The organism is Saccharopolyspora sp. NPDC002578, from assembly GCF_053592695.1.
The window spans coordinates 26,114-50,909 of record NZ_JBSFWJ010000048.1 but is presented as its reverse complement, the minus strand read 5'-3'; the positions used below and the strand labels follow the sequence as shown (position 1 = coordinate 50,909).

Annotated in this window: 25 protein-coding genes and 1 rRNA gene; 14 read left to right on the top strand and 12 right to left on the bottom strand. The window is 71.3% G+C overall.

What is annotated here, in order from left to right:
* Positions 1 to 88: ribosomal RNA gene (gene rrf, locus ACWD38_RS21375) — 5S ribosomal RNA — on the top strand; the annotation flags it as partial.
* 149 nt (positions 89 to 237) lie between these two features.
* Here rrf and ACWD38_RS21370 read toward each other — a convergent pair.
* Positions 238 to 999: a TrmH family RNA methyltransferase gene (locus tag ACWD38_RS21370; protein ID WP_184482279.1), complete on the bottom strand. Its 762-nt coding sequence runs from the start codon at positions 997 to 999 to the stop codon at positions 238 to 240.
* Positions 1,000 to 1,067: 68 nt separating this feature from the next.
* Here ACWD38_RS21370 and ACWD38_RS21365 point away from each other — a divergent pair, with 68 nt between their 5' ends.
* Entirely contained in the window at positions 1,068 to 2,486 is a 1,419-nt protein-coding gene (locus ACWD38_RS21365; RefSeq protein ID WP_450124749.1) for a WS/DGAT/MGAT family O-acyltransferase, read from the top strand.
* On the top strand, positions 2,483 to 2,986 hold the full coding sequence (locus ACWD38_RS21360) for a DUF6912 family protein (protein ID WP_184482275.1): 504 nt from the start codon (positions 2,483 to 2,485) through the stop codon (positions 2,984 to 2,986). The genes ACWD38_RS21365 and ACWD38_RS21360 overlap by 4 nt, the downstream gene beginning before the upstream one ends.
* 121 nt (positions 2,987 to 3,107) lie before the next feature.
* On the opposite strand, the gene ACWD38_RS21355 is transcribed toward ACWD38_RS21360, so the two are convergent.
* From ACWD38_RS21355 to aroA, 4 genes are all read right to left on the bottom strand, one after another.
* Positions 3,108 to 3,941 (bottom strand): hypothetical protein, encoded by an 834-nt coding sequence (locus ACWD38_RS21355; protein ID WP_450124748.1) that lies wholly within the window; start codon positions 3,939 to 3,941, stop codon positions 3,108 to 3,110.
* An 82-nt stretch (positions 3,942 to 4,023) separates the two neighbouring features.
* Positions 4,024 to 4,929 (bottom strand): hypothetical protein, encoded by a 906-nt coding sequence (locus tag ACWD38_RS21350; RefSeq protein WP_450124747.1) that lies wholly within the window; start codon positions 4,927 to 4,929, stop codon positions 4,024 to 4,026.
* A gap of 196 nt (positions 4,930 to 5,125) precedes the next feature.
* Entirely contained in the window at positions 5,126 to 6,130 is a 1,005-nt protein-coding gene (gene rsgA / locus ACWD38_RS21345) for a ribosome small subunit-dependent GTPase A (RefSeq protein WP_450124746.1), read from the bottom strand.
* Positions 6,130 to 7,398: a 3-phosphoshikimate 1-carboxyvinyltransferase gene (gene aroA, locus ACWD38_RS21340; RefSeq protein ID WP_450124745.1), complete on the bottom strand. Its 1,269-nt coding sequence runs from the start codon at positions 7,396 to 7,398 to the stop codon at positions 6,130 to 6,132. Before aroA ends, rsgA begins: the two co-directional genes overlap by 1 nt.
* 144 nt (positions 7,399 to 7,542) lie before the next feature.
* On the opposite strand from aroA, the gene ACWD38_RS21335 reads away from it, so the two are divergent.
* From ACWD38_RS21335 to ACWD38_RS21325, 3 genes are read left to right on the top strand one after another with little or no spacing between them, the layout of a single operon-like run.
* The gene (locus ACWD38_RS21335; protein ID WP_184485718.1) at positions 7,543 to 8,307 is read left to right on the top strand and encodes an SOS response-associated peptidase; all 765 of its coding nucleotides are present in this window, start codon (positions 7,543 to 7,545) and stop codon (positions 8,305 to 8,307) included.
* Positions 8,308 to 8,313: 6 nt separating this feature from the next.
* On the top strand, positions 8,314 to 9,042 hold the full coding sequence (locus ACWD38_RS21330) for an SOS response-associated peptidase (RefSeq protein WP_184482269.1): 729 nt from the start codon (positions 8,314 to 8,316) through the stop codon (positions 9,040 to 9,042).
* Entirely contained in the window at positions 9,039 to 9,650 is a 612-nt protein-coding gene (locus ACWD38_RS21325; RefSeq protein ID WP_450124744.1) for an alpha/beta hydrolase family protein, read from the top strand. Before ACWD38_RS21330 ends, ACWD38_RS21325 begins: the two co-directional genes overlap by 4 nt.
* 64 nt (positions 9,651 to 9,714) lie before the next feature.
* On the opposite strand, the gene ybaK is transcribed toward ACWD38_RS21325, so the two are convergent.
* Positions 9,715 to 10,191, bottom strand: coding sequence for a Cys-tRNA(Pro) deacylase (ybaK, locus tag ACWD38_RS21320; protein WP_184482264.1), 477 nt, complete (start codon positions 10,189 to 10,191; stop codon positions 9,715 to 9,717).
* A gap of 225 nt (positions 10,192 to 10,416) precedes the next feature.
* Between ybaK and ACWD38_RS21315 the strand changes: the two genes are divergently transcribed.
* Entirely contained in the window at positions 10,417 to 11,079 is a 663-nt protein-coding gene (locus ACWD38_RS21315) for a sigma-70 family RNA polymerase sigma factor (protein ID WP_184482262.1), read from the top strand.
* Complete coding sequence (rsrA, locus tag ACWD38_RS21310) at positions 11,076 to 11,414, top strand: mycothiol system anti-sigma-R factor (protein WP_184482260.1); 339 nt, start codon at positions 11,076 to 11,078, stop codon at positions 11,412 to 11,414. Before ACWD38_RS21315 ends, rsrA begins: the two co-directional genes overlap by 4 nt.
* Positions 11,415 to 11,496: 82 nt before the next feature.
* Here the strand turns inward: rsrA and ACWD38_RS21305 are convergent, their stop codons facing one another.
* Complete coding sequence (locus tag ACWD38_RS21305; RefSeq protein ID WP_373690061.1) at positions 11,497 to 11,574, bottom strand: 50S ribosomal protein bL37; 78 nt, start codon at positions 11,572 to 11,574, stop codon at positions 11,497 to 11,499.
* 183 nt (positions 11,575 to 11,757) lie between these two features.
* On the opposite strand from ACWD38_RS21305, the gene ACWD38_RS21300 reads away from it, so the two are divergent.
* Entirely contained in the window at positions 11,758 to 11,976 is a 219-nt protein-coding gene (locus tag ACWD38_RS21300) for a biotin/lipoyl-binding carrier protein (protein WP_343071572.1), read from the top strand.
* A gap of 13 nt (positions 11,977 to 11,989) precedes the next feature.
* Positions 11,990 to 13,483 (top strand): PAS domain-containing sensor histidine kinase, encoded by a 1,494-nt coding sequence (locus tag ACWD38_RS21295; protein WP_184482256.1) that lies wholly within the window; start codon positions 11,990 to 11,992, stop codon positions 13,481 to 13,483.
* Positions 13,484 to 13,730: 247 nt separating this feature from the next.
* Here ACWD38_RS21295 and ACWD38_RS21290 read toward each other — a convergent pair whose 3' ends face one another.
* Both ACWD38_RS21290 and ACWD38_RS21285 read right to left on the bottom strand, forming a co-directional pair.
* A complete protein-coding gene (locus tag ACWD38_RS21290; RefSeq protein ID WP_184482254.1) occupies positions 13,731 to 13,988 on the bottom strand; it encodes a WhiB family transcriptional regulator in 258 nt (85 codons plus the stop codon).
* A gap of 244 nt (positions 13,989 to 14,232) precedes the next feature.
* Entirely contained in the window at positions 14,233 to 15,156 is a 924-nt protein-coding gene (locus ACWD38_RS21285) for a diacylglycerol kinase family protein (protein WP_184482252.1), read from the bottom strand.
* A gap of 541 nt (positions 15,157 to 15,697) precedes the next feature.
* On the opposite strand from ACWD38_RS21285, the gene ACWD38_RS21280 reads away from it, so the two are divergent.
* Entirely contained in the window at positions 15,698 to 16,147 is a 450-nt protein-coding gene (locus ACWD38_RS21280; RefSeq protein ID WP_184482250.1) for a hypothetical protein, read from the top strand.
* A gap of 111 nt (positions 16,148 to 16,258) precedes the next feature.
* Here the strand turns inward: ACWD38_RS21280 and ACWD38_RS21275 are convergent, their stop codons facing one another.
* Positions 16,259 to 16,741 (bottom strand): GNAT family N-acetyltransferase, encoded by a 483-nt coding sequence (locus tag ACWD38_RS21275; protein ID WP_184482248.1) that lies wholly within the window; start codon positions 16,739 to 16,741, stop codon positions 16,259 to 16,261.
* Positions 16,742 to 16,756: 15 nt separating this feature from the next.
* Complete coding sequence (locus ACWD38_RS21270; protein ID WP_450124743.1) at positions 16,757 to 17,356, bottom strand: acid phosphatase; 600 nt, start codon at positions 17,354 to 17,356, stop codon at positions 16,757 to 16,759.
* 246 nt (positions 17,357 to 17,602) lie between these two features.
* Here ACWD38_RS21270 and ACWD38_RS21265 point away from each other — a divergent pair, with 246 nt between their 5' ends.
* The gene (locus ACWD38_RS21265) at positions 17,603 to 19,201 is read left to right on the top strand and encodes a GMC oxidoreductase (RefSeq protein WP_450124742.1); all 1,599 of its coding nucleotides are present in this window, start codon (positions 17,603 to 17,605) and stop codon (positions 19,199 to 19,201) included.
* Positions 19,202 to 19,247: 46 nt separating this feature from the next.
* Here ACWD38_RS21265 and ACWD38_RS21260 read toward each other — a convergent pair whose 3' ends face one another.
* Positions 19,248 to 19,862 carry a dTDP-4-dehydrorhamnose 3,5-epimerase family protein gene (locus ACWD38_RS21260; protein WP_450124741.1) on the bottom strand — a complete coding sequence of 205 codons (615 nt, stop codon included), beginning with the start codon at positions 19,860 to 19,862 and terminating at the stop codon, positions 19,248 to 19,250.
* 385 nt (positions 19,863 to 20,247) lie between these two features.
* On the opposite strand from ACWD38_RS21260, the gene ACWD38_RS21255 reads away from it, so the two are divergent.
* Entirely contained in the window at positions 20,248 to 21,450 is a 1,203-nt protein-coding gene (locus ACWD38_RS21255; RefSeq protein ID WP_184482240.1) for an NADP-dependent malic enzyme, read from the top strand.
* Between the two features lie 288 nt (positions 21,451 to 21,738).
* Complete coding sequence (locus ACWD38_RS21250; protein ID WP_450124740.1) at positions 21,739 to 24,576, top strand: sensor domain-containing protein; 2,838 nt, start codon at positions 21,739 to 21,741, stop codon at positions 24,574 to 24,576.
* The last annotated feature ends 220 nt before the right edge of the window (positions 24,577 to 24,796 follow it).

Below are 24,796 nucleotides of genomic sequence, written 5' to 3'. Positions count from 1 at the left end.
CGGTCCCATTCCGAACCCGGAAGCTAAGCCCTCCAGCGCCGATGGTACTGCACTCGATAGGGTGTGGGAGAGTAGGACACCGCCGACAATACTCAACGGGAAACGCCCCACAGTCATAGACTGTGGGGCGTTTCTGCTATTCCAGGGCACCACACCACCCCTGAACGGAGAAATGCCCCGACGCCTGCAGCGCCGGGGCATTGTGCTGTCCGCACCCGTTTCGAAGACCGGCGGGGATCAGCCGCCGCGACGACGGAGCAGTTCGAAGCACAGCACCGATGCCGCGCTGGCGACGTTGAGCGACTCCACACCACCCCGCATCGGGATGGCGATCCGCTGCGCGATGCGGGTGCTCACCTCTTCGGACAGGCCGGCCGTCTCGCTGCCGAGCACGAACACGCCGCGCGCCCCGAAGTCCGCATCGAACACGCTCTCGGCCCCGTTGGCCTCCAACGCGTACAGCGGGTATCCGGCGTCGGTCAGCATTTCCGCGGCGTCGTCGGCGGTGGCGCAGCGCAGCACCGGGGCGTGGAACGCGACGCCCGCGGAGGCCTTGATGACCAGCGGATCGAGCCCGGCGACTCCCTTGTGCGGGACGACGATCCCGTCGATGCCCGCCGCGGTCGCGGTGCGCAGGATCATGCCGACGTTCGCGGGAGTGGTGAGCCCGTCCAGCAGCAGCACCTGCTGCGGCGCGGTGGCCGGGTCGTCGAGCGCGTCGGCCAGGGGGCGCATCTTGCGGGCCACCACATCGGCGAGCACGCCCTGGTCGTGGCGGCCGTTGCCGGCGAGCACCTTCACCCGGTGGGCGCTGGCGCGCTGCACCTTCACGGCGCGGTCGGCCGCGGCCTCCTTGATGTCGTTGATCGCCGGGCCGCCGATCCCCTCGGCGATGATCACCTTGTCCACGCGCAGGTCCAGGTCGGACAGCGCCTCCATGACCGGTTTGCGGCCGTAGACGGTAACGAAGCGATCTTTGGGTGAGGCAGTGCTGGTCACGGGGTTCAGTGTCACACGGGCTGCGGCGAGGGCTCTGAGCCGCCCGGTCGTGTGCCAGTATCGCGGTCATGCCCGATCGCCTCTCCGCCCTCGACGCCTCGTTCCTGTACCTGGAGGACCACACGACGCCGATGCACGTGGGCGGGGTGGCAGTGTTCCGCCGGCCCCGGAGCGGATTCGAGTACGACAACGTGCTGGCGATGATCGACCGCAGGCTGGCGCTGGTGCCGCGCTACCGGCAGAAGGTCCGGCAGATCCCGGGCAAGCTCGCCCGCCCGGTGTGGGTGGACGATCAGGACTTCGACATCACCTACCACGTGCGCCGGTCCGCGCTGCCGAAGCCGGGCACGGACGAGCAGCTGCACGACCTGGTGGCGCGGTTGATGTCGCGCAAGCTCGACCCGACGCGGCCGCTGTGGGAGCTGTACCTGGTGGAGGGCTTGTCGCGCAGCAGGGTCGCGGTGATCACGAAGACGCACCAGGCGATGGTCGACGGCGGCGGTGCCATCGACATCGGCCAGGTGATCTTCGACATGGCGGCGGCCCCGGACGGCCCGGAGGTCGAGGACCTCTGGATGCCGCGTCCGGAGCCCAGCCCCGCCCAGCTGGTGCTGGAGGCGGCCACGGAAGCCGTGCAGCGACCAGGGGCGGTCGTGGAGAACGCGCGCTCCGCGCTGGGCGACGCCACGGCGACGGTGCGGAAGGTGACGGGGGCGCTCGGCGGTCTCGCGTCGGCGGTGCGCGCCGCGGCGCTGCCCGCGCCCGGCGGACCGTTGAACGGGCCCACGTCCACGCAGCGCCGGTTCGCGGTGGCCAGCGCCCGACTCGACGACTTCCGCGCGATCCGGCAGACCCACGGCGGCACCGTCAACGACGTGGTGCTGGCGGTGGTCGCGGGGGCGCTGCGGAGCTGGTTGCTGTCCCGCGGCGAAGTGGTGTCGGGTTCGACGACGCTGCGCGCGATGGTGCCGGTGTCGGTGCGCGGCGACGTCGCCGGCGACGGGTCGGATCCGGTGTCCGCCTCGGCCACGAACCGGGTCGCGGCGTACCTGGTGGATCTGCCGGTGGGCGAGTCGAGCCCGGTGTTGCGGCTGCACCACATCAGCCATGCTTTGCGGGCGCACGCCGAGTCGGGTCAGTCCGTCGCGGCGGAGGCGCTGGTGGGGGTGTCGGGTTTCGCGCCGCCGACGCTGCACGCGTTGGGGGCGCGGGTGGCCAACGGGTTCTCGGACCGGTTGTTCAACGTGCTGGTGACGAACGTGCCCGGCCCGCAGGTCCCGCTGTTCGCGGCGGGCGCGAAGATGACGGAGATGTTCCCGGTGGTGCCGCTGGCGAAGAACCAGTCGTTGGCCATCGGGGTCACCTCCTACGACGGAGGGGTGTACTTCGGCCTGAACGGAGACCGGGACGCCATGTCCGACGTGGACGTGCTCGCGGCGATGATCGGGGAGTCAGTGGAAGAGATGATCGGGACGGTCGACGGATGAGGGTTTACCTGCCCGCCACGGTGCGCATGGCGCGCGGCCTGGTGGAGGACAAGCAGCTGCAGCCGCTCAGCGGTACCGGGTTCGCGTTGACCCCCGCGCTGCGGGAGTCCTACGCCACGGGGGACACCGAGGAGCTGGAGTACGCCGCGATGCGGGAGGCCGCGCGGGCGTCGCTGCGGCTGATCGCCTCGGAGCGAGCGGACGACGAGAAGGCGGAGCTGCGCCGCGTGGTGGTCTCCGTCGATGTGGAGGACGCGACGCTGCGCCCGGACTTGGACCACGCCGTGGTCCGGCTCTCCGGCCCGGTTCCGTGGAAGAAGGTCGCCGCGGTGCACGTGGATTCGCCGGAGGCGGAGGACGCGGTGCGGGCGGCGGCGGAAGTGATCGACTCGGCGGATCTCGGTGATCCGGACGCGGAGTTCGTGCTGGGCGAGGCCGAGGACCACGAGCTGTCCTGGTACGCCCCGCAAGAGGTGCCGTTCCTGCTGGAACTGATGTGACCCGTCGGCCGGGGCGCGCGAGTGCGCCCCGGCCCACGGCCCGCGCAGCGGAAGCTCAGCGGCTTCCTCGTCGCGGGATCGATCTCCCGGGTAGCAGAGACCTAACCGGTGAAATCGTTGCTCAGCCGGGGGGCTGCAGGCCCGGCATCTCGAAATCGCGGACCTGGGAGGCGTCGGGCTCGGTGACGTTCACCGGCTTGCCCCAGTCGGAGTAGGTCAGTGTGGTGCTCGATTCGCCGATCTGCGTGCCCATGACGTTCATCGGCGGCGTGATCTGCTCGACCTTCATCGGCCGTCCCTGCTCGTCGGCCCACACGGTCTGCTTGATCTCGGTGATGCCGCCCTTGAGCAGCATCTCGTAGCTCTGCTTGGCGAGGCCTTCGGAGGAGGCGATGACCTGGTTGAGGTCGGTGACGACCTCGTAGCGGTTCGCCTGCTTCCCGTCGACGGTGTCGGGTCCGGCCGCGGTGAACTGCGAACCTTCGGGCAGCAGCTTGCGGAAATCGGACGCCTCGGACAGCGCCGCCGTCTGCGCGCCGCCGACGGCCGCGGCCGGGCTGTCCTTGCCGATCCGCGCCCACGGCTTGGCCGGGTCGCCGCCGAGGGCGTTGACCTGCGGGTTGTTCATGTAGGTGTATTCGGGGGTCAGGACGATCTCCCCGGTGGTCCCCGTGCAGCTCATCGCGGACTTGGCGGCGTCGACGTCGCAGTCGGACTTGATGCCGCCGGAGCCGCCGAGGTCGGCCTCGATGCTCAGCTTGTACGAGTTGTTCTCCGACATGGTCTGCGAGGCCGCGGCGACCAGCGAGGTCAGGTCGTCGTAGACACCGCCCTGCTGGGCCCCGGATTCGCTGGACCCCGCCTCACCGGAACCGGCCTGGTCCTGGCCGAGGGCACAGCCCCCCAAAGTCGCGGTCAACGCGACGGTGCACACTGCGATGCTCGTGCGGCGCACGGTGTTCCTTCCCCCTGTGGATCAGTACCGGGAGGAAGCTAGCAGCACGCCTCACCCGGCGCGGGGGGTTCGGGAAAGTTCGTCAGCGCGGTGGTTGCGCCTGCGGCAACGGGCCGTCGGGGAACGCGCCCACTTCCTCGGTGGGCGGGGCGTCGACGTCGACGGGCGAGCCCCAGTCGCGGTAGGTGGAGGTCAGCGAGACCTGGCCTGCCTGCGCGACCTTCTGCGAGGCGGCGAACTTCACGGGCAGCCCCCGTTCGTCGATCCACAGCTCGTAGCCGATCTCGCCGCGCCCGGAGTCCACGGCTCGCTGCAACCGCGCGCGCTGCTCGGGCGCCGGTGCCGCCGCGGCGGCGGGGGAGGTGAGCACGCGCAGGCTGTAGCGGGTGGCGGGTGTGCCGTCGACCTGGTCCGGCGCGCTGCTCTCGATCTTGGTGGCGGATTCGACCCCGGCGAACGTCGCCCGCGGATCCGTCGAGTCCTGCACCTGGCCGAGCGCGGGCGCGAGCAGCTTCGAGGCGAAGTCGGTGCCGTCGGCACCCAGCCGCAGCCACGGTTTGCCCGGTTCCGGGCGCAGCAGCGGCGACTTGAGGTAGCCGACGTCGTCGATCACGGCGAGGTCGACGGGCTGCGGGGGTTGCCCGGCGGGCCTGGTCGTGCCCCGCAATGCCACGTCGGCGTGGTCGTCGGCGTAGCGGACGCGGCCCTCACCGGCGAGTTCGCCGGCGAAACCGAGGTCGCCGCGCACGGTGCTGAGCACGCTCCCGTGCTCGTCGATGCGCCGCAGCACGTCGTTGAGCAGCGGCTCGGCCGACGGCCGCAGGTCCGGCCGGGCCGCGGCGGGAGCGGAGGGCTGCGGCGCGGGTGCCGGGGCGCAGCCCGCCGAGCCGAACAGGCAGAGCAGACCGGCGGTCAGGGCCGCCGTGGTCGAGCGCGCCAGTGCGCTGTGCGTCGGGGCGGTGCGGATTCGGGCGCTGACTCGGGGCATGGTCGAGCCTCTCGTCGGGGGGACGGCGTCGCCGGTCCCGACGCTAGCAACGTTGCGCGCGGGGCACAGGCACCGTTCGCGTCGCCGAGGTTTCCGGCGGCTTTCGAAATTCCTCGGGATTCCCGTTCTGCGGCAACGCCTTCCCGGAACGCGTGCGCCGCGGGGGACGGGAGGTTTTCCCACCCGGCCGAGTGGGTCAGGCGTCGTCGCGGCCCGCGCGGGAGCGCAGCAGCCTGCGCAGCGAGTGCAGCTGCTCGACGCTGCCGCCTTCGGTCACGTAGGTGTCGAGGTTGCACTCCGGGTCGTCGCCCCCGCCCAGGTGCCCGCAGTTCGGCGGGCACTCCTCGGCGGCCTCGGCGAACCCGGTGAACGCGCTGATCAGGTCGTCGGCGGTGACGTGGGCGAGCCCGAACGAGCGGATGCCCGGCGTGTCCACCACCCAGCCACCACCGGGCAGCGGCAGCGCCACCGCGGAGGTCGAGGTGTGCCGCCCCTTGCCGACGCCGCTGACCACCCCGGTGGCGCGGTCCGCGTGCGGCACCAGCGTGTTCACCAGCGTCGACTTGCCCACTCCGGAGTGCCCGACCAGCGCGCAGACCCGGCCGCTGAGCTGTTCGAGCAGGTTCTCGTGCAGGGCGTGCATGTTGGTGACGACGATCGGCAGCCCCAGCGCCGAGTAGGTGTCGAGCACCTCGTCCGGGGCGGCCAGGTCGGACTTCGTCAAGCAGAGCACGGGCGTGAGCCCGCCCGCGTAGGCGGCGACGAGGCACCGATCGATGAGCCCGGTCCGCGGCGGCGGGTCGGCCAGCGCGGCGACGATGACGAGCCGTTCCGCGTTGGCGACCACGATCCGCTCGTACGGGTCGGTGTCGTCTGCGGTGCGGCGCAGCACGCTGGTGCGGTCGACGACGCGCACGATCCGAGCCAGCGTGTCCGGGCGGCCCGAGGTGTCCCCGACCAGCTCCACGGCGTCGCCCACCACCACCGGGGTGCGTCCCAGTTCGCGGGCGCGCATCGCGGTGACCAGGCGTTCCGGGTCGCCGTCGAGCGCGCAGGTCCACCGGCCGCGGTCGACGGCGACGACCATCGCGGCGGCGGCGTCGGCGTGCTCCGGCCGGAGCTTGCTGCGCGGTCGGCTGCCCCGCCCGGGGCGCACCCGCACATCGGATTCGTCCAGGTCTCGCCAGCCGCGGCGGCCCATCAGGCCACCGGCTCCAGCATCGACGCCCACATCCCCGGGAAGTCGGGGATCGTCTTGCCGGTCGTCGCGACGTCCTCCACTTCGACCCCGTGGACCCGCAGCCCGAGGATGGCGCCCGCCGTCGCCATCCGGTGGTCGGCGTAGGTGTGCCAGGTTCCGCCGTGCAGCGGCCGGGGGCGGACGAGCAGGCCGTCCGCGGTCTGCTCGACGTCGCCGCCGAGGCCGGTGATCTCCCGCTCCAGTGCCGCCAGCCGGTCCGTTTCGTGCCCGCGCAGGTGCGCGATGCCGCGCAGCCGCGACGGCCCGGTGGCCAGCGCGGCGAGCGCGGCCACCGTCGGGGTGAGCTCGCCGACGTCGTGCAGGTCGATGTCCACCGGTTCCAGCCGCGACGGCCCGGTGACGGTGAGCCCGGCGGGGGAGAGCGCGACCTCCGCGCCCATGGTGGTCAGGATGTCGCGAATTCCGTCGCCCGCCTGCGTCGTCGCCGCCGGCCAGCCGGGCACCGTCACCGCACCGGCGGTGGCCGCCGCCGCCGCGAGGAACGGCGTGGCGTTGGACAGGTCCGGTTCGATCTCGGTGTCCAGCGCGCGGATCGGGCCGGGGGAGACGTGCCAGGTGTTCGGCTGCGCGTCGTCGACGTCGACCCCGGCGGCGCGCAGCATCGCGACCGTCATGTCGATGTGCGGCAGCGACGGGACCGGCGGGCCCTCGTGCACCACGGTCACGCCCTGCTCGGAGCGCGCCGCCGACAGCAGCAGGCCCGAGACGAACTGGGACGACGCGGAGGCGTCGATGGTGACCCGGCCGCCCTTGAGCGTGCCGGTGCCGCGCAGCTCGAACGGCAGCGAATCACCGGTGATCTCGGTGCCCAGCGAGCGCAGCGCGTCCAGCACGGTGTCCAGCGGTCGCGTGCGCGCGTGCGGATCGCCGTCGAAGGACACGGGCCCGTCGGCGAGCGCCGCAACCGGCGGCACGAACCGCATCACGGTGCCCGCGAGGCCGCAGTCCACGGTGGCCGGGCCGCGCAGCGCGGCGGGCTCCACGAGCCACTCGCCGTCCGTTCCGTCGCGCACCTCGGTGCCCAGCGAGCGCAGCGCGGCGGCCATCAGCTCGGTGTCCCTGCTGCGCAGCGGCGCGCGCAGCGTGGAACGGCCGTCGGCGAGCGCGGCGAGCACCAGCGCCCGGTTCGTGATCGACTTCGAGCCGGGGACCGGGACCGTCGCGCGGACCGGACCTGCGGCGACCGGGGCTGGCCAGAGCTGCGTCATGCCCCAATGATCCCGCATTCGCCCCTGCTCAACTGGACGGGGCCGCCGCCCGAGGAGTTCGACGTCGTCGGTGGGTGCTGCAACGATGGGTACTCCGGCGCGGGACCGTTCCGCGGTGGCGGCGACAGCGGAGGTGACCAGGGCATGTGCGGCAGGTACGCCTCCACGAAGGATCCGGCGGCGCTGGCGGCGGAGTTCGCCGCCGCCGACGCCACCGGCGGCGAATCCCGCGGTGCCGACTACAACGTGGCGCCCACCAAGCAGGTGCCCGCCGTGGTGCGGCGCCACCCCAGGGGAGCCGACGGCGAACCGGACCCGCTGCGCAGCGAACGCGGTATCCGGCTGATGCGGTGGGGACTGGTGCCGAAGTGGGCGAAGGACCCGAAGGCCGGCAGCCGCATGATCAACGCGAAGGCGGAGACGGTCACGTCGAAGCCCGCGTTCCGCACCGCCGCGAAGTACCGCCGCTGCCTGCTGCCCGCCGACGGCTGGTACGAGTGGAAGCGCGACGGCGAGCGCAAGCAGCCCTACTTCATGACCTTCCCCGACGGTGCCAGCCTGGCCATGGCCGGGATCTGGGAGACCTGGCACGACCCGGCCGCACCCGAGGGCGCGCCGCCGCTGGTGACCTGCTCGGTGCTGACCACCGCGGCCATCGGGGCGCTCACCGAGGTGCACGACCGGATGCCGCTGGTGCTGCCCGCCGCGAGGTGGGACGACTGGCTCGACCCGGACCGCGCGGAGATCACCGGACTGCTCGGGCCGTCGCGGGAGGTCGTTGACGCCCTGGAGCTGCGGCCGGTCTCCTCGACGGTGAACAACGTGCGCAACAACGGGGCCGAGCTCATCGCGCGGCAGGACGACCAGGCCGGGCCGGTAGCGTTGGATCATGCTCAGGACGCGGGGTGAGGGCTGATGTGCGGTCGTTACGCGGTGCGGCGCGACCCGGCGGCGCTGGCCGCCGAGTTCGACGCGGTCGACCGCTCCGAGCGGCTGCTCGCGCCCGACTACAACGTCACGCCGACCAAGACGGTGCCGATCGTCGTCGAACGCGCCACCGGGACCGGCGTCGAACGCAGCGTGCGGCCGGTGCGCTGGGGGCTCGTGCCCACCTGGGCCAAGGACGCCACCAGCGGACCGCCGATGATCAACGCGCGGGCCGAGACGATCACGCAGAAGCCCGCCTACGCCGATTCCGCCGCGCGGCGGCGCTGCCTGATGCCCGCCACCGGCTGGTACGAGTGGAAGCCCGGTGACCGCCGCAGGCAGCCCTACCTGTGCGCGCACCGCGACGGCGCCAGCCTCGCCATGGCGGCCGTGTTCTCCGCCTGGTGGGCTCCCGACAGCACGTCGGCACCTCTGGTGACCTGCGCCGTTGTCACCACCGACGCGGTCGGTGAACTCGTGGGCGTGCACCACCGGATGCCGCTGGTGCTGCCGCGCGACGCGTGGGCGGACTGGCTCGATCCCGCGCGCACCGACGTGCGCGAACTGCTCGAACCGGACCCGGGGATGCTCGGTGAGCTCACGCTCAACACCGTGTCCAGCGATGTGAACAACATGCGCAACAACCGTCCTGACCTGCTGGAACCGGCCGATCCGCTGCCCGAACCCGCCGAACAAGGGGCGCTGTTCGACTCATGACGCGCGTTGAGCTCGACACTCCGCACGGGCCCGCACGGGCCGAACTGCACTGCGCCGAGGAGGGCCGTGCCGCGCTGCTGCTCGGCCACGGCGCCGGTGGTGGTGTCGCCGCGCCCGACCTGGTTGCGGTGACCCGCGCGGCCACCGACGCGGGCGTGCACGTCGCCCTGGTGGAGCAGCCCTACCGGGTCGCGGGGCGCAAGGCCCCGGCGCCGGCGCGCCAGCTCGACGCGGCGTGGCGGGCCGTCGCCGAAGACCTCGGCGAACGCTGGTTCGCGGACCTGCCGCTGCTGTTCGGCGGCCGGTCCTCCGGGGCCAGGGTCGCCTGCCGCACTGCGGAGGCCGGTGCCGCCGCCGCGGTGCTCTGCCTCGCGTTCCCGCTGCACCCGCCGGGCAAGCCGGAGAAGTCGCGGCTCGGCGAGCTCGACGCCGTCGAACCGCCCGTGCTGGTGGTCCAGGGCGAGCGGGACGCCTTCGGCAAGCCCGAGCCCGCGCACCGGCGCGAGGTGGTGCTCGTCGCAGGGGACCACTCGCTGAAGGCCGATGTGGACGCCGTGTCCCGCGCGGCGCAGGAGTGGCTCACCCGAGTCCTGCGCCTGCTGGACTGACCCGCCCCTGCGAGCAGGGGAACCTTCCTGTCATCGGTGCGAGGAAGGGAACCTCCCCGTCACTTCAGGAGGCGATGTCGGCGACGTGCGCGTCAAGCAGGCGGACCAGGTCGGCGGGGGCGAGTTCGATCTCCAGTCCGCGTCGCCCGGCGCTGCAGAAGATCGTGTCGAAGGCCTCCGCCGAGGCGTCCAGCACCACAGGCAGCCGCTTCTTCTGCCCGAGCGGTGAGATGCCGCCCGCGACGTATCCGGTGGCGCGCTCGGCGGCGCCCATGTCGGCCATCTTGGCCTTCTTGCCCCCGCACGCGGCGGCGAGCGATTTGAGGTCGAGCTGCCCGGTGACGGGAACCACGCCGACCGCCAAGGCGCCGTCGACGTCGGCGACGAGCGTCTTGAACACCCGTTCCGGCGGTTGCCCCAGCGCGTCGGCGGCCTCCAGCCCGTAGGACTCCGCTCGCGGATCGTGCTCGTACGCGTGCACCTGGTGGGTGACGCGCTGCCGGGTCAGCAGCGCGGTCGCCGGTGTGCCCTTGCCTGCCATGCCCCTGACTTTAGAAGCAGGAATATCGGCCGCACCCCCCACGTTGCACGGACCGTGACGGAGTTGACGAACACTTGCGTACTCGAACGGCAGCAGAACCTGCCCGAGCGCTCCGATGCAGGTGAGCGGGGCATCGGACGGGTATCCTCGAAGTGGGTCCATGCGCAGGACGGCATGGGTTCGTCGCCAGCAGCCACCTCTTCCTGGCGGCGGGAAAGGAACCCGGTGGCCAACACCCCGGACCAAGCCGGCACGGCGGACACCGCAGCGGCGGCCGTCGAGCAGGACCAGGTCGAGGAGACCGATCAGCAGCGCATGGCCCGTTTCGAGCGGGACGCGATGCCGCTGCTGGACCAGCTCTACGGTGCCGCGCTGCGGATGACCCGCAACGCGCCCGACGCCGAGGACCTCGTGCAGGAGACGTACTTGAAGGCCTACTCGGCGTTCAAGTCCTTCAAGCAGGGCACGAACCTGAAGGCGTGGCTGTACCGCATCCTCACCAACACCTACATCAACGGTTACCGCAAGCGGCAGCGCCAGCCGCAGCAGCAGCCGACCGATGAGATCGCCGACTGGCAGCTCGCGCAGGCCGAGAACCACACGTCGACCGGGTTGCGGTCGGCCGAGGTGGAGGCCTTGGACCGGCTGCCGGACTCGGACGTGAAGAACGCGCTGCAACAGCTCGCCGAAGAGTTCCGCATGGTCGTCTACTTGGCCGATGTGGAAGGCTTCGCGTACAAGGAGATCGCCGAGATCATGGGCACGCCCATCGGTACGGTGATGTCGCGCCTGCACCGCGGCCGTCGGCAGCTGCGCGACATGCTCACCGATGTGGCGCGTGACCGTGGTTTCCTCAGGGAGAAAAAGCAGGAGGTGAGCACCTCGTGACATGTGACGGGCATGACGAGGCGTCCTGCGAGGACGTGCTCGCCGAGGTGTGGCTGTTCCTGGACAACGAGTGCAACCAGATCCGCCGCGAAGCGCTGCAGGAGCACCTCGACGAATGCGGTAGCTGCCTGGAGCACTACGGCATCGAGGAGCATCTCAAGGAACTGCTGCACCGCAAGTGCGGCGGGGAGCACGCACCTTCGGATCTGAAGGAGCGGTTGCGCACGTCGATCCGCGACACGGTGCTGCGGCAGGCGGACGTGACCGTCGAACGCGGCCCGGAGGGCACGTCGGTCGAGGTGCGGGCCAAGAAGCGGACCTCACCCGCCGAGTAGCTCGGGCGCAATGACGAAGAGCCCCGGACCGATTGGTCCGGGGCTCTTGCCCGTGTGCGGCGCGCGGAGCGCGGCCGTCACGTCAGCTGCCGTTGGGGCGCTTGCCGTGGTTGGCCTTGTTCTTGCGCCGGTCCTTCTTCTTGCGGGAACGCTTTCCCATGTGGACCCCTCCCTCGCGTCGTCCCACCGCTGCGGCGCGCGGCCGCGGGCGGGGATTGTGGTCTCTTGCAGAGTTCTGGCTGTTTAGTCTCGCATGTGCACCACCTGGTGCCGTTGGGTGGCCCGGGACGTGGTTTCCTTGACGCGAGGGGCCCCGCAACGGGTCTGTCGCAAAGGGGAGACCGTGGCTGAGGAGATCCGCGCCGAGATGGTGGCCAACGTCCTGACCGTCTCGGTCGCCGAGGGCGACGCCGTCCACGACGGTGACGCGCTGGTCCTGCTCGAGTCGATGAAGATGGAGATCCCCGTACTGACCGAGGCCGCGGGCACGGTGAGTTCGGTGGCGGTGCGCGCCGGCGACGTCGTGCAGGAGGGCGACCTCATCGCGGTCGTCGATTCCTGACCGAAGGAGCGCATTGTCGACGCTGAGTGACCTGCTGGCCGAGCACACCGGTTTGTCCGGGGCCGCTGCCGACCACCTCCAACTGGTCGTGGCGGAATGGCAGTTGTTGTCGGACCTGTCGTTCGCCGACTTCCTGCTGTGGGTTCCGGTCGGCCCGGAAGGGGCCACCGAGGAGCGCTTCCTGTGCGTGGCGCAGGCGCGGCCGACCACGGCGCCCACCGCGCATCCGGAGGACGTGGTCTCCACCGAGGTCACCCCCGAAGAACATCCGCAGCTGCGGCGCGCGGCGCTGGAAGGGCGGATCTGCCGGGAAGAGGATCCGCGCTGGCACCTGGGGGTGCCGGTGCGCCGCGAGACGATCCCGGTGAAGCTGGAGCAGGAGATCGTCGCGGTGCTGAGCCGCGACACGAACCTGGCGGTGCCGCGGGTGCCGAGCCCGCTGGAGATCTCCTACCTGGGCAGTGCCGCCGACCTGTGCCAGATGGTCGCCGACGGCACGTTCCCCACCCCGGAGCCCGCTCCCGACGTGCACACGAGTCCGCGGGTCGGCGACGGTCTGGTCCGGGTGGACGCTTCGGGGACCGTGGTGTTCGCGAGTCCCAACGCGTTGTCGGCGTACCACCGGATGGGCCACGCCGCGGACCTGGTCGGGGTGCAGCTCGCGCCGCTGACCCGGTCGTTGCTGTCCGACCCGTTCGACGCGGACGAGGTGGCGCAGCGGGTGCGCCGCGCCGTCTCCGGTGAGCCGAGCATGCGGATGGAGGCGGAGGCGCGCGGCGCGACGGTGCTGTTCCGGGCGTTGCCGCTGCAGCCGCGCGGCCAGGTCGCGGGCGCGTTGGTGCTGGTCCGGGACGTCACCGAGGTCAAGCGCCGGGACCGGGCGTTGATGTCGAAGGACGCCACGATCCGCGAGATCCACCACCGGGTGAAGAACAACCTGCAGACGGTGGCGGCGCTGCTGCGGTTGCAGTCGCGGCGCACCGGGAACTCGGAGGCGCGGCTCGCGCTGGACGAGTCGGTGCGGCGGGTCACGTCGATCGCGCTGGTGCACGAGACGCTGTCGATGTCGGTGGACGAACGCGTCGACCTCGACGACGTCGTGGATCGGGTGATCCCGATGATGAGCGATGTCGCGGTGGCCGAGACCGGCGTGAAGGTGAGCCGGGAGGGCCGCTTCGGGGTGGTGTCCGCCGAGTTGGCGACGCCGCTGGTGATGGTGCTGACCGAGCTGGTGCAGAACGCGTTCGAGCACGCCTTCCCGGAAGGAACCGGGGGAGAGGTCGTCGTGCAGGCGGAGCGTTCGGCGCGCTGGCTGGACGTGGTCATCTCTGATGACGGTCAAGGCCTGCCGAAGGGTTTCTCCCTCGAGCGCGCCGAACGTCTCGGCCTGCAGATCGTGCGAACCCTCGTCGAGTCTGAGCTGCGGGGTTCGTTGAGCTTGCGCGGTCGGGGTCGGCAGCGCGGTACGGAAGCAGTGTTGCGCGTTCCGTTGAAGTACCGCCGCTGAAGCCCTGGCGCCGCAAGCGCGTCGATCGGGTCGGCAAGCCTTTACGGGGTGGCCTGCCTGGGGTCGGTCCGCTCGGTCAGTGCGCCTTGGGGGTGGCCGCTGGCCGGCATCGACGCTGATCGACCCCGGTTCTTGTCGGGGATGTGCTGTTGTTCGACGACCGCCGTGTCGGGTCGTCCGGGGGGTAGCGCGGGGTCGGCCGGAGTGCTTGTGGGCCGACCCACTACGCTGTCAGCAGGTCCGCTGCTCAGGCGTTGGTACGAGCCACCCGAGTGCGCGAGCTGCGACGCTTGAGGGCACGCCGCTCGTCCTCGCTCATGCCGCCCCAGACGCCGGCGTCCTGGCCGCTCTCCAGTGCCCACGCCAGGCACTCGGAGGCAACGGGACAACGCCGGCACACGGCTTTCGCCTCGGCGATCTGCAGCAGCGCAGGACCGCTGTTCCCGACGGGGAAGAACAGCTCCGGGTCCTCGTCACGGCAAACCGCATCGTGGCGCCAGTCCATGATTCCTTGCTCCTCGCTAGGCACGCACATGGCGCGCCGGTAGTTCGTTCGGGGTGTTTGTGAATGCTTTCACGGAGTCCGTGTGCTTGTGAATGCTTTCACGAACTGCCGTGATGTCAAGAGTTCGATCTCGTGCCGTGAGCCAACTCACCTGAAAGATCGACGGCTCTTGACCAGCGGTTTCGAATGATCGCTGGTCACGGACGGGGTCGTCGATCAGCGATCCTGGTCCGTTACGAGAAGGTTATACAGCGACCCGCAGCGCGTCCGGTACCGACACGAACTCGATCACCGAGCGCTCGCCAAGGTTGTCGCCGTCCACCTGCAGACGCAACGGCTCCTGACAGGCTACGTGGATGTAACCGACATCTGCACGTCGCAGCGCGTTTCTTCCGTGTGGTTTAGCTCTACCGCGGAGCATCTGCGCTATGTATCGCAACACAACGTAAGCATTCATGTCACTGAGCGAGAACACGCCCAGCCCGGTGTCGAACGTGGTGTCCGGGTTCATCCGCATCGGCCGCGAACCCAGGTACGTCCACGGGTCGGTGTTGGCCACGAACGCCGTGTGCAGACCGGTGGTGGGCGGCTCGTCGCCGATCCGCACGGTGATCTGCGGGGCCTGGCGCGACATGCGGAAGTAGCAGCTCAGGGCGGTGCGGGCGTAGAGCGCGGGGGTGACGTCGCGGCCCCGGCCGCGCAGCTGCTCGACCTCGGCGACCACGTCGGCGTCCCAGCCGACGCCGGCGTTGAAGGTGAACCAGCGGTCGTTGGCCTTGCCGAGCCCGACGAGTCTGCTGCTGTCCGCGGCGATGGCCTGCAGCAACCGGTGGGTGGCCTCGATCGGATCCTTGGGCAGGCCGAGGGCGCGGGCGAACACGTTCGCCGATCCGCCGGGCACCACGCCGAGCCTGGGCATCCGGTGCTCGGGCCGCGGCTCGCTGAGCATGCCGTTGACCACTTCGTTCACCGTGCCGTCGCCGCCGTGCGCGATGACCAGGTCGATGTCGTCGGCGACCGCGGCTCGGGCGGCGTCGGCGGCATGTCCCCGGTACCGGGTCTGCACGACCTCCAGTTTCACCACGTCGGCCAAGGCGTGGGCCAACACGTCCCGCCTGGCGGCGGTGGTCGAGGTCGCCTGCGGGTTGACGACAAGCACGGCGCGCACGACCTGCAGCCTAGGCGAGGTGGTCCCGCCGGTTCCTGCGGCCTCACCGCGCCGCGGCCCCGGCAGGGCGGTGCGGCGGTGGTCTCACCTGGATCGGATCTGGGTTCTCCTCCCGGCCGGAGGCACGGGACGGAGCGGGACGCCGTGATCCCCGTCGACGGGACCGGCGGCGGGCTGAGACACCGTGCGGGCGGCGCGTCGCGCTGCCGTCCCGCGTCGTGGTGCGCCTCGCCTGGCTCGGTCGTCGACCTGCGGCACCGGCTTCGCGAGGGCGCGCAACCCCGGAGCGCACCCGCGCGAGTCGCCGGCTCCGGCAGGGTGCGGAACGGATCGGTGGGACACCCCGTTGCCCACGATCGCCGCACCTGCCATGTGAGGATCTTCGCGCTCGTGCCCGGCCCGAGCCATGCGGCGTTCGGGCGGTATTACCCTGAAAAGTGCACACGCAGAGTCACGATCGGTGGTAGGGCCCGGTGTCCGGCGCCCGCCGCGAAATGTGACCTGCACCGCAGTCAGTCCGAGTCTGAAAGGCGATGCCGCCGTGCCGCCCTCCGCTCCTCCGCGCACCGTGCGCATCGCCGCCGCCCTCACGATCGCCGAGGCGGTGGCGGGTCTCGCCTTCGTCGTGGCGCTGCTGGTGCGCACCACCGCCACCGACCTCGGTGCGGTGAACACGCTGGACCGCACCGACACGTTCGCCGAGGCCGGGTACTTCGCGATCATCTCGCTGGCGGTGCTCGCCGCGGGCATCGGCATGTGGCAGGGCAGGCATTGGGCGCGCACGCCGGCGCTGCTGCTGCAGCTGATCCTGGTCGGGATCGCCTGGTACGCGATCGGGCCGTCGGAGCAGCCGCTGATCGGGTTCGCGATCGCGGTGCCGCCGGTGGCCGTGCTGTGGCTGATGTTCAACCGGCACGGCAGGCCGTGGTCGCTGTACGGGCGTCCCGGGCTCGGTGGCGGTCCCGGCGGGGACGGTTCCGGCGGGCGGTGACGCCGGCTTCCGGAGCCCGGCAGCCGGGCGCTGGTTCGGCTTGAGCGCCCTGGAGCCGCCGCACCGCGAGGATCTTTCCGCGGGAGCGGTTCCAGGGCGGCAGCGAACGGCTCAGGCGGACCCGAAGGTGCGCAGCGCGTCGCCGGTGAGGCGGTGCACCGTCCACTCGTCCATGCCGCCGGCACCGACGGACTCGTAGAACCGGATCGCGGGCGTGTTCCAGTCCAGCACCGACCACTCCAGCCGCGCGTAGCCGCGCGCCACGCACTCCTGCGCGAGCGTCCGCAGCAGCGCCTTGCCGAGCCCGGAGCCGCGCCGCTCGGGCAGCACGAACAGGTCCTCCAGGTAGATGCCGTGGCGGCCCTCCCACGTGGAGAAGTTCAGGAACCACAACGCGAAACCGGCGATCTCGCCGTCGTCCTCGGCCACGTGCCCGAACAGCGCGGGGGACTCGCCGAACAGCGCCCGGTGCAGGTCCGGCTCGGTGAGGTGGCATTCGTCGGGGGCCTTCTCGTACTCGGCGAGCGCGTGCACGAGCCGCACGACGGCGGGGACATCGGCTTCGGCGACCCGGCGGATGGCTTGCTGCGGCATGGTCTTCCTTCGTGATCAGCCCGCGGCGGCGGGCAGGTTGGAGCGTTCGAGCTGCGGGACGCCGCGTTCGTGGCCGAGCACGGTGATCCCGGCGGGGTCGAGGGCGAAGCGCACGCCTTCGGTGACGGGCAGTCCGAGCCAGCGCGCGATGAGCGCCCGGCCGAAGTGCCCGTGCCCGGCCAAAAGCACGTCCCCGCGGCCGAGTTCGGCGGTGACGCGGGCCAGCAGCGCGTCCGCGCGGGCCGTGACGTCGGCCGCGGATTCGCCACCGGGGCTGGGGTGGGTCCACACCGTCCACTCGGGCACGTGTTCGCGGATCTGCGGTGTGGTGCGGCCTTCGTAGTCGCCGTAGTCCCACTCGGCGAGCAGCGGTTCGACCTCCGGGGTGAACCCGGCGAGTTCGGCGGTGCGCCGCGCGCGGTCGCGCGGGCTGGCGAGGGCCGTCAGCGGTGCGGTGCCGCGCAGGTCGGCGAGGGTTCGGCCGGCGGCGGCTGCAAGTCGCTCGCCGCGCGGGGTGAGCGGGATGTCGGTGCGCCCCGTGTGCTTGCCGCTGCTGGACCATTCGGTCTCGCCGTGCCGCAGCAGGAAGACCTTGTGCTCTCCGGATTCCGCCACGTCCGAAGTCTAGGCGGGGTCGTGCGCGGTGCGTTGCGGCGGCCGGGCGGCGCTCGGGCGGGGGCGGCGCGGCGGGTTGTGCGGTTTTCCTTGGTCAGGGGTCTGCTTCGGTGTTCGCGGCAGGGGGAGCGGCCGTCGTTGCGGGTGGCATCGCGAACACGGTGGGTGAACGACGTTCACTTTATTTTGCAGCGTTTACGTAAACAGGGTTCACAACGCTGTGTGCACGATGCATCATCCCGCGTCATGAGTCTCTCGCGCCGACGCATGCTCGGCCTCACCGCGCTGCAGGCGGCTGCCGCCCTCGGCCTCACCACCGTGTCCACCCGCGGCGCGTCCGCCGCCGAACGGCCCTACGTGCCCGCCGTCGTCATCGGCTCCGGGTACGGCGCCGCCACCACCGCGCTGCGGCTCGGTTCGGCGGGCGTGCCGACGCTGATGCTCGAAATGGGCCGGTTGTGGGACACCGCGGGCGCCGACGGCAAGATCTTCCCCGACATGATCCAGCCGGATCACCGCAGCATGTGGTTCCGCACCCGCACCGAGGCGCCGCTGGCGAGCATCCTGTGGCTGGACCTGGTGAACCGCGACATCAAGCCGTACGCGGGCGTGCTGGACCGGATGCACTTCGACGAGATGGACGTCTACGTCGGCCGCGGCGTCGGCGGCGGCTCGCTGGTCAACGGCGGCATGGCCGTCACGCCCGAGCGGGACTACTTCGAGGAGATCCTGCCGCGCGTCGACGCCGAACAGATGTACCGGCGCTACTTCCCGCTGGCGAACCGGATGCTCGGCGTGAACTCCGTGGACCGGGACTGGTTCGAGCAGTGCGACTCCTACGGCTACGCGCGGCTGTCGCGCGCGCACGCCGACCGCGCCGGGTTGGGCACGACCTTCGTGCCCAACGTCTACGACTTCGACTACCTCCAGCGCGAAGAGGCCGGTGAGGTCCCGAAGTCCGCGCTGGGCTCGGAAGTGATCTACGGCAACAACTACGGCAAGCGCAGCCTCGACAAGAGCTACATCCCCGCCGCCATCGGCACCGGCAACGTCACGCTGCAGACCCTCACCCGGGTCCGCTCGTTCCGGCAGGAAGCGGACGGGACCTACGTGCTGACCACCGAGCGCATCGACGAGCTGGGCGAAGTGCGCGGCGTCGGCGAGGTCGCCTGCAAGCACCTGTTCCTCGGCGCGGGCAGCCTCGGCTCCACCGAACTGCTGCTGCGCGCTCGCGAGACCGGGGCGCTGCCGGAGCTCTCCGGGGAGCTCGGCGAGCAGTGGGGGCCCAACGGCAACGTGATGCTGGGCCGGGCGAACCACCCGTGGGACACCACCGGGCTGGTGCAGTCCGGGATGCCCGCGCTGGGCATCGACAACCGCGCCGACCCGGTGAACCCGGTGTTCGCCGAGATCGCGCCGGTGCCCGCGGGCATCGAGACCTGGGCGAGCCTGTACCTGGCGATCACCCGCACCCGGGAGCGCGGGCGCATCGAGTACGACGCGGCCACCGACTCGGCGCGGCTGCGGTGGCAGGAGTCGCAGGGGCAGCCGGGGATCGACCAGGCGAAGGCCGTGTTCGACCGGATCAACCGGGCCAACGGCACCTCCTACCGGCACGACCTGTTCGGCGACGCGCGCGCCTTCGAGAACCGGTTCACCTACCACCCGCTGGGCGGCAACGTCCTGGGTCGCGTGACCGACGACTTCGGGCGGGTGCGGGGGTATTCGAACCTGTACGTCACCGACGGATCGCTGATCCCCGGCTCGACCGGGGTGAACCCGTTCGTCACGATCACGGCGTTGGCCGAGCGCAACATCGAGCGGGTGCTCGCCGAGGACTTCTGATCGTCGCGTCCTGGGATCCGCCCGGGCGGATCCCAGGACGGTCGCGTCAGCTCACCGCGTCGCGCAGTTCGGCGTAGCGGCGCAGGCAGGCCTGGTAGTCGGGCAGCAGGCCGGCGTCGGCGGCTTCGGCCAGCGTCGGCGCGACGCGGTCCTTGTCGGACAGGACCGGCTCGCCGCCGAGGTGCTCCGCCCACGGCAGGCCGAGCTCCGGGTCGAGCGGGCTGATGCCGTGCTCGGCGGACGGCGTGAACGGGGTGGAGCACAGGTAGGTCATCACCGTGTCGTCCTCCAACGCGACGAACGCGTGCCCGAGCCCTTCGGCGAGGTAGAGCGCGCGGTACTCGGTGGAGTCCAGCCGCAGCGCCGTCCAGCGCCCGAACGTCGGCGAGCCGACCCGGACGTCGACCACCACGTCGATCATCGAACCCCGCGGGCAGTAGACGTACTTGCCCTGCCCCGGCGGCACGTCCGCGAAGTGCACGCCCCGGATCACGTCGCGCGCCGAGACGCTGTGGTTGGTCTGCGCCAGCCGCAGCGGGTGGCCGACGGCCTCGACGAACGCCGCTTCCTGGAACGGCGCCGCGAACAGCCCGCGGTGATCGGGGAAGGATTTCGGCGTGAACTCGTGCACGCCGTGGATGTCGAAGGAGCGAACCTGCACGATCAGCAGCCTAGGAGCCGGGGTGCGGGGCCGGTGACGGTGGCCCCGTGGCGCGGGTGACGGTCCGGCGGAAAATCCGGAAATCTTGCGTCGTTGAAAACTGCTCGCCGGAAAGTGCCGTTGTTACGCCGACCTGCTCGATCAAGTCTGTGACCCTGGTCGCTGACAGCGCGGGACCCGTGCTGGCAGACTGTTCGGACCGCAGCGTCCACCGGTTCGTTTTTCCGCACCAGGGAATTCGACGCCGGTCGTCCCGACGCCCGTCGCAGTTCCGGTACCGCCCGGAAGCCTGACGAGCGCGTCGCCGGGTGGCAGGTCGCCACCCTTTCGCTCCGGAGACCGGGATCGCCCGGTTTTCGCAGGCCATGGCAACAGGAGGGACGCCGTGACCACTGTGAACGATCACACTTCCGCTTCCGCGAACGGAACGGAACTCACCGACGACGAGATCTTCCGCGCGCACGAAGGCGGCAAGCTCGGAGTCGACGTGACCGCGCCGCTGGACAGCGCGCGTGACCTGTCGATCGCCTACACGCCCGGCGTGGCCAAGGTCAGCCGCGCCATCGCCGCCGACGAGACGCTCGCCGACCGCTACACCTGGACGCAGAACCTGGTGGCCGTGGTCAGCGACGGCACCGCCGTGCTCGGCCTCGGCGACATCGGCCCGCGCGCCTCGCTGCCGGTGATGGAGGGCAAGTCCGCGCTGTTCAAGACGTTCGCCGGGCTGAACTCGATCCCGCTGGTGCTCGACACCACCGACGTCGACGAGATCGTCGAGACGATGGTGCGGCTGCGCCCGTCGTTCGGCGCGGTGAACCTGGAGGACGTGGCGGCCCCGCGCTGCTTCGAACTCGAACGCCGCCTGATCGAGGCGCTGGACTGCCCCGTCATGCACGACGACCAGCACGGCACGGCCGTGGTCGTGCTGGCCGCGCTGCGCAACGCCGCCAAGATCGTGGGCCGGCCGATGGACTCGATGCGCGTGGTCATCTCCGGCGCGGGCGCGGCCGGGGTGGCCTGCGCGAAGATCCTGCACACCGCCGGGGTCGGCGAGATCGTCGTGCTCGACTCGCGCGGCGTCGTGCACGAGGGGCGCGACAACCTCACACCGATCAAGGAAGAGCTGCTCGGCTACACCAACCCGCGGGGGATCACCGGCGGGCTGGAGTCCGCGCTCGACGGCGCGGACGTGCTCATCGGTGTTTCCGCCGGTCAGATCCCGGAGGAGCTCGTCGCCACCATGGCCGACGACGCGATCGTGTTCGCGCTGTCGAACCCGGACCCCGAGGTGCACCCGGAGGTCGCGGGCAGGCACGCGGCGGTCGTGGCCACCGGGCGCAGCGACTTCCCGAACCAGATCAACAACGTGCTGGCGTTCCCCGGCATCTTCAAGGGCGCGCTGCAGGAGAATTCCCGGATGATCACCGACCGGATGAAGGTCGCCGCGGCCGAGGCCATCGCAGAGGTCGTCGCCGAGGAGCTCGCCGCCGACAAGATCGTGCCGAGCCCGCTGGACCCGCGGGTCGCACCCGCCGTGATCAGCGCCGTCGCCGCCGCCGCGCGGGCGGACGGGGTCGCCACCGCGTGAGCGGCCGGCTCGCCGCGCGGGCAGCTTGCAGCATTCGGACCACTGGGGCGCACCGTTCGCGGTGCGCCCCAGTGGTCTGTTCGCCGGGGCCCGTTCGCAGCGATCGCGTCACGAGGGCCGGTGCGCGCCGTCACACGTGCGGGTGGCTTCGACCGAAGGCCCACCAGCGGTTCGCATCCGAGCCGCTGCCGGTAAGGTCAGGACCGGAACTCGCTGTGGTGCCGATCACGTGCGGGATGGTCGGTCTTCGGTCGTGTGCCCGGCAAACGTGGCCGCTACGCAGGAGGGGTGCTGGTGACCGATCGGTACGACGGGACGTCCGCTTCCAGGGCGCGAAAAGCGGTGGACGCGGCAGGAGCCGGTGACGCGGGCACGATCGACGAGATCGCCGAATTACCGGACGCCCCCGCGATCCTGAGCTCAGCGGACGGCACGATCGTGCAGGTCACCGAGCAGGCGATCCGGATGGCAGGGGTCGTCGACGCGGCCGACCTGCTCGGCGCGCGGCTCGCGGAACTCGTGGTCCGCGACGGGCCGGTGTCCCGGCTGCGCGGCGCCGAGGACGTGGCGGTGCGGGTGCTGACCTGGCCGCACCCGAACGATGACGCGCTGCGCGTGACCGTGCTGACCGACGTGCGCGACCTGCTGCCGGACAACGGGAGCCGGGTCGGCGTGGAGGTCGTCGACGAACGCGCCCGGCTGATCGACGCGCAGCGCATCGCGAAGGTCGGCAGCTGGAGCGTCTACCCGGAGACCGGGCAGATGTACCACAGCCCGGTGCTCAAGGAGCTCTTCTACGCCAGCGGCACCGAGGACGTCTTCGACGGCGTGAACATGGTCGTGGCGGTGCGCCCGGACGACCAGCCGAAAGCCGACGACTTCGGGGTGCGGCTGCGCTCCGCGCCGGTGGGCAAGCTGGTCGAGGTCGAACTGCACGACCACACCGACCGGGTCTTCCTGTGCACCGGGCGCGTCGAACGCGACGCCGCCGACCGCATCGAACGCATCGAAGGCACCGTGCAGGACGTCACCGAGCAGCGGCTGCTGGAGCGGCAGTTGCGCGACGAGCGCCGCAAGCTGCACGACGCGCAGCGCGCCGCCCGCCTCGGCACCTGGGAATGGGACGCCACGACCGGCGCCACCCAGCTGTCCGAGATGATGCGCGAGATCTGCGGGCACCTGCCCGGAGATCCCACGACCTACGACGGCTACATCGAGGGCGTGCACCCCGAGGACCGCACCCGGGTCGATCAAGCGTGGCGAGGACTCGCGCGGCGGTTCGAGCCGGTCGAGATCGAACACCGCTTCATCCGGCGCGACGGCGCCGTGCGCACCCTGCGCGCGCACGGCGCGGCGATCCGCGACCCCGACGGCAGGCTGGTGCTGGTGGGCACCGCGCAGGACGTCACCGAGCAGCGCACCGCGCTGACCCGGATGGAGCGGTCCTCGCAGCGGTTCACCGACCTGGTGGCGGTCACCCCCGTCGGCATCGGCCTGTTCGACCAGGACGAGCACCTGGTGGACGCCAACGACGCGCTCTGCGACCTGCTCGGCTACCGGCTGGAGCAGTTGCGCGGCATGAGCGCCCGGCAGATGACGCACCCCGACGAGCGGGATTCGGGGCTGCGCGCGGCCTCCGACGAGAGCGCCTCGTCGCGCTCGGGACGCCGGAAGGTGCCGCAGCGGCTGCTGATCCGCTCCGACGGCGAACCGGTGTACTGCGAGCTGCACGTGGCGCTGTCCGTGCAGGACGACGGCACCCGGTTCTGGCTGGTGGTGTTCCAGGACATCACCGAACGCCGCCGCGCCGCGGAAGCGCTGCGCTACCAGGCCACCCACGACGACCTCACCGGGCTGCCGAACCGCGCTGCGGTGAAGCAGCTGCTGGGGCAGCTGCTCGGCCGCGCCGACTCCGCGGGGGTCGCGGTGCTGTTCTGCGACATCGACAACTTCAAGCGGGTAAACGATTCACTGGGCCACGACGCGGGCGACGAACTGCTGGTCGCGCTTGCCCGAAGACTGGAAGGCGGCCTGCCCGAAGGGTGCACGGCGGCCCGGTTGTCCGGCGACGAATTCCTCATCATCTGCTCCGACATCAGCGCCGTCGGCGGGCTCGACTCGCTCGCCACGCGGGTCGCGGGCCTGCTGCGCACGGCGGTGCCGGTGCACGGCCAGCTGATCCGCGTGTCGGCGTCGATCGGGGCCGCGGTGCCCAGCGGCGGCGGCTCCGGCGGGGAGGACCTGCTGCGGTTCGCCGACGCCGCGATGTTCGAGGCGAAGCGGCGCGGCGCGGGCAAGGTGTCGTTGGCCAGCCCCGCGCTCATGGCGTCCGCCGACCGGCAGCTGCACCTGGAGGGGCAGCTGCGGGAAGCGTTGAACAACGACGGCCTGACCCTGCACTACCAGCCCGTGGTCGCCTCCGACGGCACGGTGCTCACCGCCGAAGCCCTGGTGCGCTGGCCGCACCCCGACCGCGGGCTGCTGAGCCCCGACGCGTTCCTGCCGGTCGCCGAGCAGGGCGACCTGCTGCGCGAACTGGACCGCTGGGTGCTGCGCACCGCGCTGCGGGAAGCGTCGACGTGGCCGACCCCGAACGGGCGCCAAGTGGGCATCGCGGTGAACCTCGCCGGTCTGGTGCCGGGCGGCGCCGACTTCGTCGACGTCGTCGCCGACACCGTCGCCGAATGCGGGCTCGACTGGAACCGGGTGATCCTGGAACTCGTCGAGACAGCGCTGGTCGACCTGCCCTCACGCACCAGGCAGGCGATGGGAGAACTGGTGGCGCGCGGCGTGCGGTTCGCCGTCGACGACTTCGGCACCGGGTACTCGTCGCTGGCCCGGCTCAAGGACCTGCCCGCGCAGATCATCAAGGTGGACCGGAGGTTCGTGGCCGGCGTCGGCGGCGATCCGTCGGACTTCGCGGTGGCGCAGGCCGTGGTCGGCATGGCGCGCGCCATGGGCCGGTTGTGCGTGGCGGAAGGCGTCGAGACCGCGACCCAGTTCCACGTGCTCTCCGGAGTGGGCGTTGACGCCTACCAGGGCTGGCTGTTCTCCCGGCCCATGCCGTCACGCGAATTCCGCGCGCTGCTGGAAACCGGACCACTTCCGCTGCTTAACGATCGGTGAGGGTGCCGGGCTCTTTTTGCTTTGGGGGTCGGGTGGCGGAACCTCAGTGCCTTCCTCGCTGCGGGATCTTTTTCCCAAGTGGCTCCGCCACGAGGGAAAAAGCTGTCCTCGCGAGGAAGCCACTGAGAACCCGCGGGTCGTCACCTTTTGGACGTGGGCTATGTGCTTCGCACATACAGGCACGGCTTCGCCGCAAGGCGGGCTTGCTTCGCCGCCCTAG

Bases quoted from the DNA above. Each gene is read 5' to 3' on its own strand.
- ACWD38_RS21365 (WP_450124749.1), top strand. From the start codon at position 1,068: ATGCCCGATCGCCTCTCCGCCCTCGACGCCTCGTTCCTGTACCTGGAG.
- ACWD38_RS21360 (WP_184482275.1), top strand. From the start codon at position 2,483: ATGAGGGTTTACCTGCCCGCCACGGTGCGCATGGCGCGCGGCCTGGTG.
- ACWD38_RS21350 (WP_450124747.1), bottom strand. From the start codon at position 4,929: ATGCCCCGAGTCAGCGCCCGAATCCGCACCGCCCCGACGCACAGCGCA.
- rsgA (WP_450124746.1), bottom strand. From the start codon at position 6,130: ATGGGCCGCCGCGGCTGGCGAGACCTGGACGAATCCGATGTGCGGGTG.
- aroA (WP_450124745.1), bottom strand. From the start codon at position 7,398: ATGACGCAGCTCTGGCCAGCCCCGGTCGCCGCAGGTCCGGTCCGCGCG.
- ACWD38_RS21335 (WP_184485718.1), top strand. From the start codon at position 7,543: ATGTGCGGCAGGTACGCCTCCACGAAGGATCCGGCGGCGCTGGCGGCG.
- ACWD38_RS21330 (WP_184482269.1), top strand. From the start codon at position 8,314: ATGTGCGGTCGTTACGCGGTGCGGCGCGACCCGGCGGCGCTGGCCGCC.
- ACWD38_RS21325 (WP_450124744.1), top strand. From the start codon at position 9,039: ATGACGCGCGTTGAGCTCGACACTCCGCACGGGCCCGCACGGGCCGAA.
- ybaK (WP_184482264.1), bottom strand. From the start codon at position 10,191: ATGGCAGGCAAGGGCACACCGGCGACCGCGCTGCTGACCCGGCAGCGC.
- ACWD38_RS21305 (WP_373690061.1), bottom strand. From the start codon at position 11,574: ATGGGAAAGCGTTCCCGCAAGAAGAAGGACCGGCGCAAGAACAAGGCC.
- ACWD38_RS21290 (WP_184482254.1), bottom strand. From the start codon at position 13,988: ATGGACTGGCGCCACGATGCGGTTTGCCGTGACGAGGACCCGGAGCTG.
- ACWD38_RS21275 (WP_184482248.1), bottom strand. From the start codon at position 16,741: ATGCCGCAGCAAGCCATCCGCCGGGTCGCCGAAGCCGATGTCCCCGCC.
- ACWD38_RS21265 (WP_450124742.1), top strand. From the start codon at position 17,603: ATGAGTCTCTCGCGCCGACGCATGCTCGGCCTCACCGCGCTGCAGGCG.